The 14,878-nt window shown below is 69.0% G+C and carries 14 protein-coding genes, 1 tRNA gene and 5 pseudogenes; 12 read left to right on the top strand and 8 right to left on the bottom strand.

Translation table 11 applies throughout. From position 1 onward, the window contains the following. Positions 1–2: 2 nt before the first annotated feature. Complete coding sequence (locus OHA98_RS30865; RefSeq protein ID WP_266930359.1) at positions 3–2,618, top strand: phosphoribosyltransferase; 2,616 nt, start codon at positions 3–5, stop codon at positions 2,616–2,618. Then, positions 2,615–3,472: an HAD family hydrolase gene (locus OHA98_RS30860; protein WP_266930357.1), complete on the top strand. Its 858-nt coding sequence runs from the start codon at positions 2,615–2,617 to the stop codon at positions 3,470–3,472. Before OHA98_RS30865 ends, OHA98_RS30860 begins: the two co-directional genes overlap by 4 nt. A gap of 22 nt (positions 3,473–3,494) precedes the next feature. On the opposite strand, the gene OHA98_RS30855 is transcribed toward OHA98_RS30860, so the two are convergent. The 4 genes and pseudogenes from OHA98_RS30855 to OHA98_RS30840 all read right to left on the bottom strand — a co-directional run bounded on the left by OHA98_RS30855 (position 3,495) and on the right by OHA98_RS30840 (position 6,858). After that, the gene (locus OHA98_RS30855) at positions 3,495–3,716 is read right to left on the bottom strand and encodes a zinc ribbon domain-containing protein (RefSeq protein ID WP_266930355.1); all 222 of its coding nucleotides are present in this window, start codon (positions 3,714–3,716) and stop codon (positions 3,495–3,497) included. An 87-nt stretch (positions 3,717–3,803) separates the two neighbouring features. After that, entirely contained in the window at positions 3,804–4,382 is a 579-nt protein-coding gene (locus OHA98_RS30850) for a DUF4383 domain-containing protein (RefSeq protein ID WP_266930353.1), read from the bottom strand. A 273-nt stretch (positions 4,383–4,655) separates the two neighbouring features. Then, a complete protein-coding gene (locus tag OHA98_RS30845; protein WP_266930351.1) occupies positions 4,656–6,032 on the bottom strand; it encodes a hypothetical protein in 1,377 nt (458 codons plus the stop codon). 71 nt (positions 6,033–6,103) lie between these two features. After that, a pseudogene (locus tag OHA98_RS30840) lies at positions 6,104–6,858 on the bottom strand (DUF4097 family beta strand repeat-containing protein). 407 nt (positions 6,859–7,265) lie between these two features. Between OHA98_RS30840 and OHA98_RS30835 the strand changes: the two are divergent. Further along, positions 7,266–7,340: transfer RNA gene (locus OHA98_RS30835), tRNA-Val, on the top strand. A gap of 216 nt (positions 7,341–7,556) precedes the next feature. Here the strand turns inward: OHA98_RS30835 and OHA98_RS30830 are convergent. From OHA98_RS30830 to OHA98_RS30820, 3 pseudogenes are all read right to left on the bottom strand, one after another. Further along, positions 7,557–7,994 (bottom strand): annotated as a pseudogene (locus OHA98_RS30830) (site-specific integrase); the annotation flags it as partial. Positions 7,995–7,996: 2 nt separating this feature from the next. After that, positions 7,997–8,188 (bottom strand): annotated as a pseudogene (locus OHA98_RS30825) (helix-turn-helix domain-containing protein); the annotation flags it as partial. Beyond that, positions 8,185–8,578, bottom strand: a pseudogene (locus OHA98_RS30820) (replication initiator); the annotation flags it as partial. The pseudogenes OHA98_RS30825 and OHA98_RS30820, both read right to left, overlap by 4 nt. Between OHA98_RS30820 and OHA98_RS30815 the strand changes: the two are divergent. From OHA98_RS30815 to OHA98_RS30790, 6 genes and pseudogenes are all read left to right on the top strand, one after another. After that, positions 8,477–8,896 (top strand): hypothetical protein, encoded by a 420-nt coding sequence (locus OHA98_RS30815; RefSeq protein ID WP_266931019.1) that lies wholly within the window; start codon positions 8,477–8,479, stop codon positions 8,894–8,896. The pseudogene OHA98_RS30820 and the gene OHA98_RS30815 overlap by 102 nt on opposite strands. A 168-nt stretch (positions 8,897–9,064) precedes the next feature. Continuing rightward, a complete protein-coding gene (locus tag OHA98_RS30810) occupies positions 9,065–10,123 on the top strand; it encodes an HNH endonuclease (RefSeq protein WP_266930349.1) in 1,059 nt (352 codons plus the stop codon). Positions 10,124–10,517: 394 nt separating this feature from the next. After that, positions 10,518–10,778, top strand: a complete 261-nt coding sequence (locus OHA98_RS30805; protein ID WP_266930347.1) for a hypothetical protein — start codon at positions 10,518–10,520, stop codon at positions 10,776–10,778. A 175-nt stretch (positions 10,779–10,953) separates the two neighbouring features. Next, a complete protein-coding gene (locus OHA98_RS30800; RefSeq protein WP_266930345.1) occupies positions 10,954–11,082 on the top strand; it encodes a hypothetical protein in 129 nt (42 codons plus the stop codon). Between the two features lie 22 nt (positions 11,083–11,104). Continuing rightward, on the top strand, positions 11,105–11,428 hold the full coding sequence (locus tag OHA98_RS30795; protein ID WP_266930343.1) for a hypothetical protein: 324 nt from the start codon (positions 11,105–11,107) through the stop codon (positions 11,426–11,428). A gap of 53 nt (positions 11,429–11,481) precedes the next feature. Beyond that, positions 11,482–12,300 (top strand): annotated as a pseudogene (locus OHA98_RS30790) (IS5 family transposase). Between the two features lie 453 nt (positions 12,301–12,753). On the opposite strand, the gene OHA98_RS30785 reads toward OHA98_RS30790, so the two are convergent. Beyond that, positions 12,754–12,966 carry a hypothetical protein gene (locus OHA98_RS30785; protein WP_266930341.1) on the bottom strand — a complete coding sequence of 71 codons (213 nt, stop codon included), beginning with the start codon at positions 12,964–12,966 and terminating at the stop codon, positions 12,754–12,756. A 189-nt stretch (positions 12,967–13,155) separates the two neighbouring features. On the opposite strand from OHA98_RS30785, the gene OHA98_RS30780 reads away from it, so the two are divergent. Genes OHA98_RS30780 through OHA98_RS30770 form a run of 3 tightly spaced genes read left to right on the top strand, consistent with a single transcriptional unit; the run spans position 13,156 to position 14,795 of the window. Then, positions 13,156–13,419, top strand: a complete 264-nt coding sequence (locus OHA98_RS30780; protein WP_266930339.1) for a hypothetical protein — start codon at positions 13,156–13,158, stop codon at positions 13,417–13,419. Then, complete coding sequence (locus tag OHA98_RS30775; RefSeq protein ID WP_266930337.1) at positions 13,388–13,918, top strand: DUF6879 family protein; 531 nt, start codon at positions 13,388–13,390, stop codon at positions 13,916–13,918. The genes OHA98_RS30780 and OHA98_RS30775 overlap by 32 nt, the downstream gene beginning before the upstream one ends. Positions 13,919–13,943: 25 nt before the next feature. After that, on the top strand, positions 13,944–14,795 hold the full coding sequence (locus OHA98_RS30770; RefSeq protein ID WP_266930335.1) for a helix-turn-helix transcriptional regulator: 852 nt from the start codon (positions 13,944–13,946) through the stop codon (positions 14,793–14,795). The last annotated feature ends 83 nt before the right edge of the window (positions 14,796–14,878 follow it).

Here is a 14,878-nt window from a genome sequence, read left to right as displayed (position 1 = left end):
CGATGAGCGAGTGCGCGACGGGAGAAGAGGCCGTGGACGTGGTGTGGTCGGGCAGCTGGGTTGCCGAGCGACTGGGAGTCGAACTGATCGGCGACCGGGAGCTCCCGGAGATGCTGGGCCTCGCCCTGCGCCGCAACCCCAGGCGGGCGCATCTGCTCGTGTCGAACGTGCTGGGCAAGCATGTGCCGCAGCGGCCCTCGGTGGTGTACGGCGCCGGGGTCGAGCTGGGCGAGCGGGTACGGGCGCTCCTGGGTGACGCCGAGGCCGGCCGCGCGGTCGTCCTCGGCTACGCGGAAACGGCGACCGGCCTCGGCCACGCCGTCGCGGACGGCCTCGGGGCCGCCCCGTATCTGCACTCGACGCGGCGCCCGGTGGCGGGAGTGGCCAGGGCGGGCGGATTCGAGGAGTCCCACTCGCACGCCACGTCGCACCTGCTGCTGCCGGAGGACGGGACACTGCTGGCGGGCCCCGGCGCCGGGGGCGCCCCCGCACCGCTGGTCCTGGTCGACGACGAGTTCTCGACCGGCAACACCGTGCTCAATACCATCCGCGTGCTCCATGAGCTGTACCCCCGCGAGCGGTACGTCGTCGTGGCCCTGGTGGACATGCGCTCGCCCGAGGACCGCGACCGGCTGACCGCGTTCGCCGCCGAGATCGGCGCCCGCGTGGACCTGGTGGCGCGGAACTCCGGCACGGTCGGCCTGCCGGACGGAGTCCTGGAACGCGGCCAGGCGCTGGTGGCGGAGCAGGAGCAGGAGCAGGAGGCGGAGTCGGCCGCGCGGGAGGCAGCCGGCCGGGAAGCGGCGGCGACGGCTCCGGCTCTGGGTTCCGGTTCGGGTTCGGGTTCGGGTTCGGCCCAGGCTCCGGCCCGGGCTCCGGCTTCGGCTTCGGCGACAGACTCCCCGGCCCCGGCCCTGGCGCCCGCACCCTGCACCCGGATACCGCTGGACTGGCCCACCGGCGTCCCGGACGGCGGCCGGCACGGCTTCACCCCCGCTCACCGGGCGCTCCTGGAACCGGCCCTCCCCGGCATGGCGGCCCGGATCGCCGAGGCGCTGGGCGACGCCCGACGCGTACTGGTCCTCGGCTTCGAGGAGCTGATGTACGCGCCGCTGCGCCTCGGCACCGCGCTGGAGGCGCTCACCGGCGCCGAGGTGCGCTATTCGACCACGACCCGCTCACCCGTCCTGGCCGTGGACGACCCCGGTTACGCGATACGGAGCCGGCTGGTCTTCCCGGCCCACGACAACCCCGCGGACGGCCCCGGCGACCGGTACGCGTACAACGTCGCGGGGGCCGGCTTCGACGCCGTCGTGGCAGTCGTCGACTCCACCGCGGACACCCCCGAACTGCACGCCCCCGACGGCCTGCTCGCCCGGCTGGCGGCCCACACCGGCCGGGTGCTGCTCGCGGTCGTCCCCTCGTACATCCCCTCACGCGCCCCCGCGCACGCCCCCGACCGGCAGGAACCCCCCATGCTGCCCGAGCCCCTGCGTGGCCCCGACTTCTCCTCCTACGCGGCCGCCGACGTCGGCTGGCTGCTCCAGGACCTCTCGGGCACGGAGCTGGAGGCGCCCACCGAGGAGCGCGAGGAGGCGATACAGAGCGGTGGCGCGCACTACGCCGAGTCGCTGCCCGTGGAGTACCAGCCCAGCCCCGAGTACCAGGCCCTGTTCGAGGCGGCCCTGGACGCCTCGGCCGCACGCATCGCCCGAGCGGTCGGCACCGTCACCGAGACGGTCCTCGCCGAGCGCGGCCCGCGCCCGGTGCTCGTCTCCCTGGCCCGCGCCGGTACACCGGTCGGCGTCCTGATGCGCCGCTGGGCCCAGCACCGGCACGGTCTCGACCTGCCGCACTACGCCGTCTCCATCGTGCGCGGCCGGGGCATCGACGCCAACGCCCTGCGCTGGCTGGCCGCCCACCACGACCCGGCCGACGTCGTGTTCGTCGACGGCTGGACCGGAAAGGGCGCCATCACCCGCGAACTGGCCGCGGCACTCGGCGAGTTCGAGGGCTTCAACCCCGAGATCGCGGTCCTGGCCGACCCGGGCGGCTGTGTGCGCACCTACGGCACGCGTGAGGACTTCCTCATCCCGTCCGCCTGCCTCAACTCCACGGTCTCCGGCCTGATCTCCCGTACGGTGCTGCGCGCCGACCTGGTCGGCCCGCACGACTTCCACGGCGCCAAGTTCTACCGGGAGCTGGCAGGCTCCGATGTGTCCGGCCACTTCCTCGACACGGTCGCCGCCCGCTTCGACGAGGTCGTGGACGAGGTCGACGCCGAGGCCAAGGAACTCCTCGCGGCCGACCGGGCGCCCACCTGGGAGGGCTGGGGAGCCGTCGAGCGCATCAGCGAGGAGTACGGCATCCACGACGTCAACCTGGTCAAGCCGGGCGTCGGCGAGACCACACGCGTACTGCTGCGCCGGGTCCCCTGGAAGATCCTCGCCCGGCGCGGCGCGGGCGCCGACCTCGAACACATCCGGCTGCTCGCCGAACAGCGCGGCGTCCCGGTCGAGGAGGTCGATGAACTCCCGTACACCTGCGTGGGCCTGATCCACCCCCGGTACACCAAGGGAGCGACCGGCGCGGACGGCAGGGCGGTGACGGAGAAGTGACCACCGCCCCGACGCTGGTCGCCAGCGACCTCGACCGCACCCTCATCTACTCCGCCGGAGCGCTCCACCTCACGATGCCGGACGCCGAGGCGCCCAGGCTGCTCTGCGTGGAGGTGTACGACCACAAGCCCCTGTCGTACGTGACGGAGACGGCGGCCGGGCTCCTCGGCGATGTGGCCCGCTCGACGGTCTTCGTACCGACCACCACCCGCACCCGCGAGCAGTACCACCGCATCCGGCTCCCCGGCCCGGCCCCGCGCTACGCCATCTGCGCCAACGGCGGACACCTCCTGGTCGACGGGGTCTCCGACCCGGACTGGCAGGCACAGGTGGCCGGGCGGCTGGCCGAGGAGTGCGCCTCGCTCGCCGAGGTCCGGGCCCACCTCGTCGCGGCGGCCGACCCGGCGTGGCTGCTCAAGGAGCGGGTCGCCGAGGACCTCTTCGCCTACCTCGTCGTCGAGCGCGCACTGCTGCCCGAGGGCTGGGTGAAGGAACTGGCCCGGTGGGCGGACAGCCGGGGCTGGACCGTCTCGCTCCAGGGCCGGAAGATCTACGCCGTCCCCAGGCCCCTCACCAAGAGCGCCGCGATGCGGGAGGTCGCCCGCCGCTGCGGCGCCACGCTCACCCTCGCCGCCGGTGACTCGCTGCTCGACGCCGACCTGCTGCTGGCCGCCGACCGTGCCTGGCGCCCCGGCCACGGCGAACTCGCCGACAGTGGCTGGAGCGCCGCGCACGTGGACGTACTCGATGAGCGCGGAATCGCGGCGGGCGAGGAGATCCTGCGCCGCTTCCTGGGCGCGGCGAGGTCGGCGGGCTCCGGCGCGGACTCCGAGGCTCGGGGCGTGTCCGGGTAGTCCCGCCGTACGCGTCCGGGGGTCAGCCGCAGCACCCGCCGCCGCAGCAGCCACCACCGCCGCCACCGCCACCGGAGGCGGAGGCGGAAGGCGTGGCCGAACCGCCCACGGCGACGGCGGAGAGCAGCTTCACGGTGTCGTCGTGCCCGGCGGGGCAGGCGGCGGGGTCGGAGGACTCGGCCATCGGACGGCTGAGTTCGAATGTGTCTCCGCAGGTGCGGCAGCGGAATTCGTAGCGAGGCATGGCCCCAGGCTAAAGCCAACGCCGGTACGCGGCTACGCCCGAACCGGCTCCGGACGGCGCGTCCTGGCGCGTCCCCGGGCACCGCCCCTACTTACGGGCCTCGGGCATGGTCAGGGGCGGGCGCCTGAGGCGTGCCTCGTGGGCGGCCTGCTCCGGATGGCGGGCGCGCCAGTAGGGGTTGTCGTGCGGCAGCCCGCCGCTGACCCTCCCGTACATCCCGAAGAACATCAGCATCACGCCGACCACAAAGCTGAACAGCACGTTCTGGATGCGGAACGCGAGGAAGTTCAGCCCGGTGTCCAGGAGCGCGAGGTTCACGAACCCGCTGAGGATGAAGGCGATGCCCAGGACCATGTTGAGGGTCGAGGCGAAGTTGCCGCCGATGACCATCCCGGCGAAGAGCAGCAGCCCGACGCAGATGGACAGCACGCTGAGCGCACCGTTGGTGTTGAGACCCGCAACCGTGTCGCCGCCGGTGTCGAAGAAGCCGACCTTGTCGATCAGCCCGAGGATGCCGAAGGCGAGCAGCACCAGCCCGGTCAGCCCCGCGCCGATCCGGTAGACCTGGCTGAGCCGGTGGTCGACCGGCAGATGCTCGTCGAGCCGGGTGCCGGTGCGGCGCCGAACGGAATGCGGCCGTCCCGGATGAGGTGCGTGTATGGCCATGTCGCGCTCCTTCGGCCTCCATGAAGCCGGGTACTTCCAGGATCGGCCACGCAGGGAAACGGTACAAATCGGCCACCGGGTTGTGGGCCGGGGCCGACCCGGGCGGGCCAGGGCGGACGGCCCGCTGAGCCACGGAGCTGCTGAGCCACGGAGCCACGGAACCGCTCAGTCACAGAGCTGCTGAGCCACGGGCTGCTCGGCCACGGAACCGCTGAGCCACGGAGCCGCTCAGCGACGCGGCCACGCCGCCGCCGTAGGCCTCCGCTCAGCCACTCAACCGCCGGCGCCGCGCTCCTCGCGGATCTCGGAGACGACCCGGGCTGCCGTCTGCCGCACGGCTTCGGTCTCGGTCAGAAAGTGCCAGTAGTCGGGGTGACGCCCCTCAAGGCCACCGATCGCACGCTCCAGGCGTGCCACGGCGTCGTCCAGCGGCCGGGCGTGGCGCGGATCGGGCGTGTTGCGCCCGGCCATGGCCAGCCGCTGGGCGTCCCGGACGGCGAACCGGGTCCGCTGGATCTCCTGCTGCGGGTCCTTGGCCACGGCGTCCAGCCGCTGCAACCGGTCACCGGCGGCGGACACCGCCTCATCGGTCGCGTTGAGCAGGGCCCGGACCGTGCTCAGCCGGGAGGTGGCATCGGCCCAGTGCTGCTCCTCGCGCGCCTTCGCGGCCTCCGCGAGCTTCTCCTCGGCCTGCCGGACATTCACCGAGGCCTGCTCCGGGACGGGCTGGAGGTCCTGCCAGCAGGCGGCCGTGAACCGCCGGCGCAGCTCGCTGAGCACCGGCTCGACCGACCCCGCGCGTGTGGTCAGGGCCTGGGCCCGGGTGCGCAGCGACACCAGCCGCCGGTCGATCTCGGCGGCCCGCTCCGGCAGCCGCTCGGCCTCGGCACGTACCGCCTCCGCGTCGCGCAGCACCGTGTCGGCCCGCTGGAGCGTCTCCGCCACACCGTGCCGGCCGGCGCCCTGGTTGAGCTTGGTCAGCTCCGGGGCGAGGGCCGCCAGCCGGGTCGCGAGGTCGTCCGCCCGCAGCCCCGAAGCGCGTACCGCGTCCAGAGCGTTGCTGGCCCCGAGCAGCGCCTGCCGGGCCCGCTCCACGGCGGGTGCGAGCCGGGCGAGCTGGGTCTCCGCACTGCCGAGCAGGGTGCCCAGCCCCTGGGCGAAACGGTCCAGCTCGCCCTTGACCCGTACGAGGTCGTCCTTGGCCCGGGTCAGCTCGGTCCGGGCGCGGGCGGCGACGGACGGCTCCAGATCGTCCCGGTCGAGGTCGTGCGCGTCGACGGCGGTGATGTACGCGTGGCTGACCTCGTCGATACGACGTCCCAGGGCGGCGAAGTCCTCCGCCGCCTTGCGCCCGCGCGAGGAACTGTCGACCGCGGTGATCGTCTCGATGGAGATCTGGAGATCGCGCTGAGCGGTGTCCAGCTCGTAGAAGGCCTCGGCGGCCGCGTCCTTCGCCGCCTGGGCGTCGGCGCGCTGATTCTCCCCGCGCCCGCCGAACCAGCGGCGCGTACCGCCACCGGCGAACGACGCGGGCAGCGCCGCGGCGACGAGGGGCACCGGCAGCAGCATCAGCGCCAGTACGTCCCGGAACCCCTGGACGGCGGAACTCCCACCCGCTCTCGCCTGCGGCCGCGCGTGTGTCGCCGTCACATCCCTCTCCCGTGCCGTTTCGCCCTGCCCGGTACATTCTCCCACCAGGTAAGGACGAACACACGGGCCGGTTAGTTCGCGCTTCGCACGGTGACTTGTCCGTTGTCGGTGCGGACCTTCACCACATGGGTGCTGGTGTCACTGCGCGGTACGTCCACGGAGACCGTGCCGTTGTCGGTCGTGGCGTTCACGGCGTAGGCCCGGTTCCCGCAGGCAGGCCGATGGTGACGCCTCCGTTGTCGCTCACGGAGTCCACCAGATCCGGCACACCGCTGAACTCCAGCCGGACCGACCCGCTGTCCGACCGGGTGATCACGGACGTGGCGGAGATCCGCTCCGCCACGATGGACCCGTTGTCGCTGCCGAGCTTCAGCGGCCCGCGGGCATCCCGGACGACGACTCCGCCGTTGTCGGAGAAGAGCTCAAGAGGGGTGGCGAACCCGGAGGCACTGACCCGCCCGTTGTCCGCGTCCACCTTCACGGTCACATCGCGAGGCACCTTCACCCGATGCCGGGACACACAGTCGCTGCTCACGGCATCGCAGGTCACCCCCAGCGTCAGGGTGTCGCCCTTCATCCTCCAGACGGGGTCGGGCCCGCTCCCCAGCATCACCCACCCGTCGACCTGCCGTTCCACCTCCACCCGCCGCACATCGGCGGGTACGAGCTCGACACTGGAGTTCTCGGCCGTGATGCTCAGCGTCCTGCCCGTGAGCGCGAACGACTTCCGCTCGACCGGGGCATCGTCGAGATCCGGACTCCCGCAGGCGCTGAGCACCGCGGCAAGCAGGACGACCCCACCGGCCACGACGAACACCCGCCCCAGAACAGCCCCACGTGACCGCGATCCCGAACGGCCCCCAGGCGTGCCCCTGCCACCCTTGTCATTCCTGCCGCCACTGCCGCCACTGCCGGAACCGGTACGGAATTCCACGGTGATCGTTCCCCCACGATGATGCCGCCGAGCGCTGCTGCCCGAAGCGGCGCTGCTGCCGGTGCGGCCTCCACCGTATGCACCGCCACCACCGCCGAGAATCCGGACGGCCACCGTCTCCGGGGTGGGGCTATCCCCCCCCACCGCCCGGGGACGGCGTCGCCTCAGGGGCCTTGTCCTGTCGGCCCCCGGCACGGCCGGGGCCACTGCCGGCCCCTCACACCCGGACCGCGAGCCCGGAGCCGCGGAACCGTTTGTGAGCAGGCGCCCCGAGCCATGTACGCTGTTGCCTCATCCACGGGTGCGTAGCTCAGGGGTAGAGCGCTGCTCTTACAAAGCAGATGTCGGCGGTTCGAAACCGTCCGCGCCCACCAGCACGAAGGCCCCCAACCGATCATGGTTGGGGGCCTTTGACATCTACTTTTGACATCAACGGGTGTGGTCACCCACGGTCGGGTGGCTGCCGCTTCAGCATGCGGTCGAGGTGGCTCACGGCCTCGCGCTGCGTGTCCTGCACAACGTGGGCATAGATGTTCATTGTGACCGCGATCTGACTGTGCCCAAGGATCTCCATCACGACGCGGGGCGGGACGCAGCACGCGGTGGGACTCCTTGGCGGTCGCTGCGGTGGTCTGCTGCTCCAGCCGGACCAAGAAGCGTCGGACGTCGGCAACGCTCAGTGATTCGAGGTGCTTGGACCCGAGCATGGGCACGAGGTAGAGCCGAATGTGCGTCTCGTACTTCGCGTACGTCGTGCGTTTGCGGCGCGGCTTGATGATGTTGTCCAGCCAGTAGGGCAGCCACTCGGAGAGCTTCGCCGACCGTGTGTGCACCGGCACGCCTTGGTCCACCTTGGCGAGCAGGTCGCGGCGTTTGGCGTCGCATTCGGCCCAGGTCTTGCCGTAGGTGAACCTGCGGGCGCGGGTGCCGTCCGGCTGGGGGACGTAGACCGCGGCTTGGTATCGGCCGTCCTTGCGCTTGGTGATGGTGCCCGCGCCGTTGGGGTTGCGTTTGCGCTGGGGAGGCATGAGGCGGCTTCCTCGATCTCGTTGACGATGAAGTCCCGCACGGCGTCGGCGGGGATGCGTCGGGTTCGGCCAAAGGTGATCGAGGTCAGTCGGCGTGAGCGGATCAGGTCGTAGACGGTGGAGCGTCCGAGCTTGAGTCGCGCCATGACCTCCGGCACGGTCAGCAGTTCAGCGGTGGCGGTGGCGGTGGTCATGTGTCGGCCCTTTCCAGAGCGAGTTGGTCTTGCAGTTCGGCGCGGTGTTCGCGGGCGGTCTCGCGGTTGTGCTGGATGTCGCGGTGGATGGCGGCGAGCCAGGATTCGCCGGGGGTGTGCCCGTGTCCGGCGTAGGCCCAGTGGGCGAGCATGAGCGTGGTTGCTTCGGGGTGGTCGTCGGGGGCGGGGAGGCCGGGGGCGGCGCGTTGCTGGTTTGGCGCGGTAGTCGGCCCGTACCTGCCGGAGGGCGCCGAAGGTGGTGGAGTAGCGGCGGGATTTGGTGGAGAAGTGGCCGCGGAAGCCGAGCATGTGGGCCCAGTCGCGGAGTTTGCGGTCGGGGTAGGCGTGGTGGAGGTCGAGTCAGGCTTCGATCAGCCGCCGGGGGTGGTCGACGCGGGGGGTGAGGTCGACGTCGAAGCCGGCGCGGTGGTCGCCCATGGCGGCCCCGCCAGCACACGAGAACAGATACTCACGGTCACTTTTGAGTCCGAGATGGGTGATCGCAAGATCCACAGCCCTCGGATCAAGGCGGCGTATGACGCGGCAGTAGCCGCAGCGGTCGAGGCGGCCAAGGGGGAGCTGTTGGAGGGAAGCTTGAGCACTGTGCTAAGCCGAACGACGTTCGACTACCGTTGGGCAGGTGCGTCGGCGGAGTATGCCGAGATGGACGTCGACTGGGAAGAGGGCGACGCCACTGAGTCTTCGTGAGAAACCGTTTCTCAAACCGGTCTTGATCATTTGAGAAACAACTTCTGACGCCACAGAGGCAAGGTCATTCGGCCGATGGTGGCGAGGCCTCTGACGATTCGGCCCGGGGGTCTCGTCTTGGCATACAACGAGCTCGTGCCCGTCAGTGGCCGCACGTACGCTTCCGCCATGCGCAAAGGTGCGATCAACCGGGATGATGTCCTCAAGGCCGTGGCGGAATGTGACGAGTTGGGGCGCGAGCGGTTTTTGTCCGAGTACGGATACAAGCCGGCGAACGGGTATCTCCTCGTACACGAGGACCGGACGTACGACTCCAAGGCCATCGCTGGCGTAGCCCACAAGTTCGGTCAAGGCCGAGCGTTGAGGTCGGATGAGTTGATCGGGGGGCGGTCTCACGCCGCCAGGTGGCTCGCCCGACTCGGGTTCGTAATTCGCTCGTCTCGAAGCCCCGACTGGACCCGTGACGAAATCATCCTCGCCTGTGACCTGGCCATGGCTAACGCTTGGAAGCGGCTGGAGTTCGACGACCCGCGCGTGATCGAGCTGTCGGCACTGCTGCAGACCATGCCGATCCATCCTGTAGAACTACGGAGCGAGCTGTTCAGGAATCCCAACGGTGTAGCTCGCAAAACGGTCGACATCACGTCCCGACACCCGGGGTACCAGGGGAAGCCCACCAACGGCAACGCGCTTGATGTCGAAGTCATGAACGACTTCCTTGCCCGGCCGGCTGAGATGGCGGAGGTAGCCCAGCGCATCCGGCATGGCCTAGCCTCAGGCGATTTCCAGGATCTGATTCCGGGGGCCGACGACGAAGACGACTACGGTGCACCCGAGGGCAGGTTGCTGCTACGCCGCCACCGGAGCCGCGAGCGGAACAAGGCACTGCGCAAGAAGAAGATCGATGCAGTGTTGCGCCAGGGGCGCCAGCTCGCTTGTGAGGCATGCGGCTTCGACTTCGAGCGGGTCTACGGCGACCGCGGAAGCGGGTACATCGAATGCCACCACGTCGTTCCTCTGCACGAGGCCGGCGAAGGCCGCACCAAGCTCAATGATCTCGCCCTCATATGCGCCAACTGCCACCGGATGATCCACCGGCGCGCACCATGGCCGACTCCTGGGGAGCTGCGGGCCTCCATAGAGCAGAAGTACGCAGATGACAGGCGTGCAGCGGAAGCCGTGGCGCGACCGCGCAGGGCAGCCGACGAGCAGACGCCGAACCTGTGATCTGACATCAACGTTGGTGTACAACGGCAGTCCCGGAGGGCCATGGACGGCAGCCGTCACTGAGCCCGCCGTGATCATTAGCCGCCTTCAGCCGAACTTGCAACGCAGATGTCGGCGGTTCGAAACCGTCCGCGCCCACCAGCAGGAAGCACGACGAAGGCCCAGGCCGCCGGTTCCGCACCGGGAGCCTGGGCCTTGTTCGTTCCTGGCCGCAGGGGTGGGGGAGAGGTGTCGTGCCGCATGCCTCGTTCGGACTCTGCCTGCCGGACGAACTGATGTGTCCAGACGCGCCCAGCATTCTCGATGATTTAGCGAGTGGCAGGCTCAAAATGCCGACCTGTGGGACAGGTGTGAGAATGTAATTCGAGTGGTGGGCCAGAGGTGGAGGTGGACGGTGAACCCCAACGCTGATCTGACAGATACCCAGAAGCGTGCCCTCAAGGAAAATGCCGAAGATCTGGAAAAGGTAAGATCGAAGCTACGTGAGGTGCAGGAAAACGCTCGCTCTCGTCTGGAAGGCGTGGGCCTGATCAACGGATCAGGGCCTGATCTGAACTGCCTTGTCTGTATGAACTGTGACGGATTCCGGTTTAGTCGCCCTGGTGATCCCTGCCGTAATTGCGGGCATGAATTTTCCGATCACAATATAAAATAGGCCAAGGTTCCGCCTTGAGCCGGGTTCCCGTTTCAGAGGTCATCCCATTTGGCCGGGTAGGCTGCTCGCCGTGGTGGGGATCGCTGAGCGGCTGGTGCCCGACGAATTATGGGAGTTGTTCCCGTGGGCGGTGCCGTAGGCGCCGTCGCGGCCGCGAGGTGGTGGCAGACGTCGCATGGCGATCACCGAGTGGACGAAGGCCAGGGTGTGGGCCAAGCTCCACCGCCTGGTCTTCCCCGCCTTCACCAGCCTCACCTGCACCCTCATCTGCTGCCGCAGACCAAGACGACTCCATGCGTTGTGAAAGCTGCGCCATGATGGTCCGCGTGAGCAAAGAAACTACGCTTGAGGCCGCATCACGCCTGTATCAAGAGTTCATGAAATTGCCCTTTCCTTCCAGATTGGGCGGCGCGGACCGGGCCGGCTTCGACATGGTGATGCTGGACTCGGAAACCGCAGGCTGGGTTTTCACCTGGATCAAGAACGGCGGCGAGCTCGAAGCGCGAGGTCGAAGCATTCTGCTTCGCTGCATCGCCCGCCTGGACCGGGTCATACCTGTACTCAGCGAAGCGGACGACCCTGCGTACTGGCACCGCCTGCGCGAGATGGCTCAACTTGTCGCGGATTCCCCACACGTAGACACCAAATGAGATGACCTCTGAGACGGAGTCCTATGTGGTGAGGCTGGGTAGCACTGTCCAACATGGGGCAGGGGACCTGGAGTTGGATTGTTCCGGACGGGCTGTGGGAGATCGCGAGGCCTCTGACCCCGCCGTCGAGGGTGCGGCCGCAGGGCGGTGGGACGCAGGACACGCCTGATGAGACGTTGTTCGCGGCGATCGTCTATGCGCTGGTCAGCGGGTGTTCTTGGCGGGCTTTGCCGCCGTGTTTCGGGGTGTCGAAGTCGACGGTGCACCGTCGCTTCATGATCTGGTCGAGGGCCGGTGTCCGGGGCCGCCGCCATGAAGCGGTGGTGTACCGCCTCGACGACGCCGGCGTCATCGACGTCTCGCGCGTCGTGCTGGGCTCCGCGCACGTGCGGGCCGAAAAGGGGGCGAACACACAGGTCCGAGCGCTGTGGACCGGGGTAGGCCGGGTTCCGGGATGCACGTCCTGTCGGACGCGAACGGACTGCCCCTGGTCGTCGGCGTCTCCGCCGCGAACGTCCACGACAGCCTCGCCCTGAAGCCCATGGTCGCCGGCCACACCAAACGCGACACGACCCCCACCGCGGTCGGCACTTCAAGCCCCAGCGACTGCACGCGGACAAAGCCTACGACGTGCCCCACCTGCGGAAATGGCTATGGGGCAGCGCATCGGCGTCCGCATCGCACGCAATGGCATCGAGTCCAGCGAATGCCTCGGCCGTCGCAGGTGGGTGATCGAGCGGGCGATGTCGTGGCTGACCGGGTACCGCCGGCTCAGCCCCCGCTACGAGCGCCAACCCGTCGACTACCCGGCCTTTCTCGGACTCGCCACAGCCCTGTGCTGCTACAAGCGACTCGTCCGACTCACCACATAGGACACCGTCTGAGTGGTGTGGCAGTGGCACGCGCAATCAGCGCGTCGGCAGTGGTCGTGTGCGTCAGTCAGGTGCGGTCGCTCCGAGGCCCGACAGAGGGCGCTGTGTGTGTCGGCGCGTGCTTCCTCGGCCAGGGCCAGGGCATCGTCCATGTGGGACCAACCGGTCGCCGTCCGGGTCAGCTCGGCGTTGGTGATCGGTTCGCCGTGCCAGAGGAGTGTGACTCCGTGTTCCGGGCAGCGGGCCATGCCGTCCGTCTCGATGGGGAAGTCGTGGACGCCGCCGTTGTGGTGGCACTTCACCTGCGTTCCTTCCGCCAGGCGCGGCCCGGGCGTATGACCGTGGCGCAGGTGGCTCCTTTACGGCAGGCGTCGCACACCAGGGTGTGCCCGAGGTACGTCTGATACGCGAAGTCCGGCGGCTTGTGCGTGGTCCCTTGCCGGGCCGATGCCCTCACCGGGCCACCCTCCGCCCCGCGCACGCCAGCGCGTCCAGGCACTCGCGGGGGAACCACGAGTACGCAGCGCCCGCGGCGGGCCGGACCCGCTGCTCGCCCAGGTCGATACCCAGGCCGGTGCCGAGCGGGGCCGCGCACCACGTACACGCCGTACCACGCTGCTGCTGTTCCGACAGTGTGCTGATCGGCGGTAGCTGTCGCACAGCCATGGGCCCCCTGATTCATCGGAGTGGACCTCAGACCGTAGAGACCGCCTGTGCGTGCACACCAGTCATGTGCAGATCTGTGCGCACAACCCCTCTTCCAGTGGCACACGCAACAACGCGCCCTTGACCGAAGTTCCATTGTGCTCAACGGTGTTGCACACAACTGCACATCACTCAGCCGGAGGCCGCATCATGTCGCTACTGTTCATCGGGATCGATCCCGAGACCGGGGACCACGAGAGCCCCACTGTGTGGGTCGATCAGAAGAAGAAGGAACTCGTCTTCCAGGGGTGGAAGCCGGGAGCCGAACTCGAAGCCGAATGCGCGGCGTTGAAACTGCCGGGCCACGCCGCAGGGATCCCGGACACCGAGGCTGTCATCCGCATCCCCGCCAGGATGGTGGACATGATCAGGAAGGCGTGCGATGCCGTCGAACGTGCCAACGACGTTCCGTGACCTGCTGGCTGGATGCGAGCGGTCCGCCGTGCACCTCGAAATGCGTGACTCCTACGCCGTCGACTACGAGAAAGGACCGTTCGCCGAGTGGCGGGCAGGATTCCGGCACGACCCGGCAGACCCGACATCCTGGTGGCGGCCCTGGCTCGACCTTGTCGCCGACACTGTGGACCGTGGCGTGGTCATGCGTCGGGCCCGCATCGTGTCCGAGCCAGTCAGCGAGTACATCCGCTACGAACACTCCGGCACCTTCACGAACATCGCCGCCGGGGAACTAGTGCGGTGGCTGCCCCGACGCGAGACATCGGGGATCGCTCTGCCCGGCAACGATTTCTGGCTCTTCGACGACCAACTGGTCCAGTGGAACCACTTCGCCGGCGACGGCTCGTCCCAGGGCCCCGAGATCACCAGCGATCCAGCAGCGGTGAAGCTGTGCAGCGAAGCCTTCGTAGGGGTCTGGGATCGGGCTGCGCCGCACGACCAGTACGAGATCCGCTAGCGGCAGCACCCGGACAGGCCCGCACATGACCACATCCCCGTCCTCCTCCGCTCAGGCTGCGCGGGAGACCGTCGCCCTGCGGCTGCGTGACCTCCGCAGGGCTGCCGGGCTGACGGTCGTGGAGCTGGCCACCGGATGCGGCTGGCACCACTCGAAGACCTCCCGGATCGAAAACGCACGCACTGCGCCGACGGCCACGGACATCCGGCTGTGGTGCCACACTCTCGGAGTCGACGAGCAGGCGGATGACCTGATCGCGCAGTCGCTGCACGCCGAGTCGATGTACACCGAGTGGCGCCACCGCACACGCCACGGGCTGAGGCAGCTCCAGGACAGTGCCGTGGCGTTCTTCCGCCAGACCGAGCTGTTCCGTGTCTATTCTTCCTCTTTGGTCCCTGGCCTGCTCCAGACCGAGGGCTACGCGGCGGCTGTGCTCGGGATGAGTGCCCGCTTCCGCGACCTGCCCGTCGACGACAGCGCGGAAGCAGCCCGCGCCCGCGTGGAGCGTTCGCGCATCATCCACGAGCGGGGCCACCGCTTCGTCCTTCTCGTTGAGGAAGCTGTGCTGCACTACCGGATCGGGGGCGCCGACGCGATGGCCGCTCAGCTCGGTTACCTCCTCACCGCCGGAGCTCTGCCCGCGGTGTCGCTCGGCATCATCCCGGCGACCGAGCACCGCGAGCAGTGGCCGCGAGAGACTTTTCACGTCTACGACGACACGTTGGTCTCGGTCGAGCTGATCTCCGCGCAGGTCCGCATCACACAGCCCAGCGAGATCGCCCTCTACACGAAGGCGTTCGAACAGTTGCGGCAGACCGCCGTGTACGGGGCAGCGGCGCGGGCCCTCGTGGTGAAAGCCATCGAAGCCCTCGTCTGACTCCGGACGCACGAAAGTGCCCGAAGACGAAGGGGCGCTTTCATCGTCAGATGAGGCGCAGCGTGTAGCTACGTGCTCTCTGC

The sequence above is a fragment of the Streptomyces sp. NBC_00654 genome (assembly GCF_026341775.1).
Taxonomy (GTDB): Bacteria; Actinomycetota; Actinomycetes; order Streptomycetales; family Streptomycetaceae; genus Streptomyces.
This window is presented reverse-complemented; position numbering and strand designations above follow the sequence as displayed.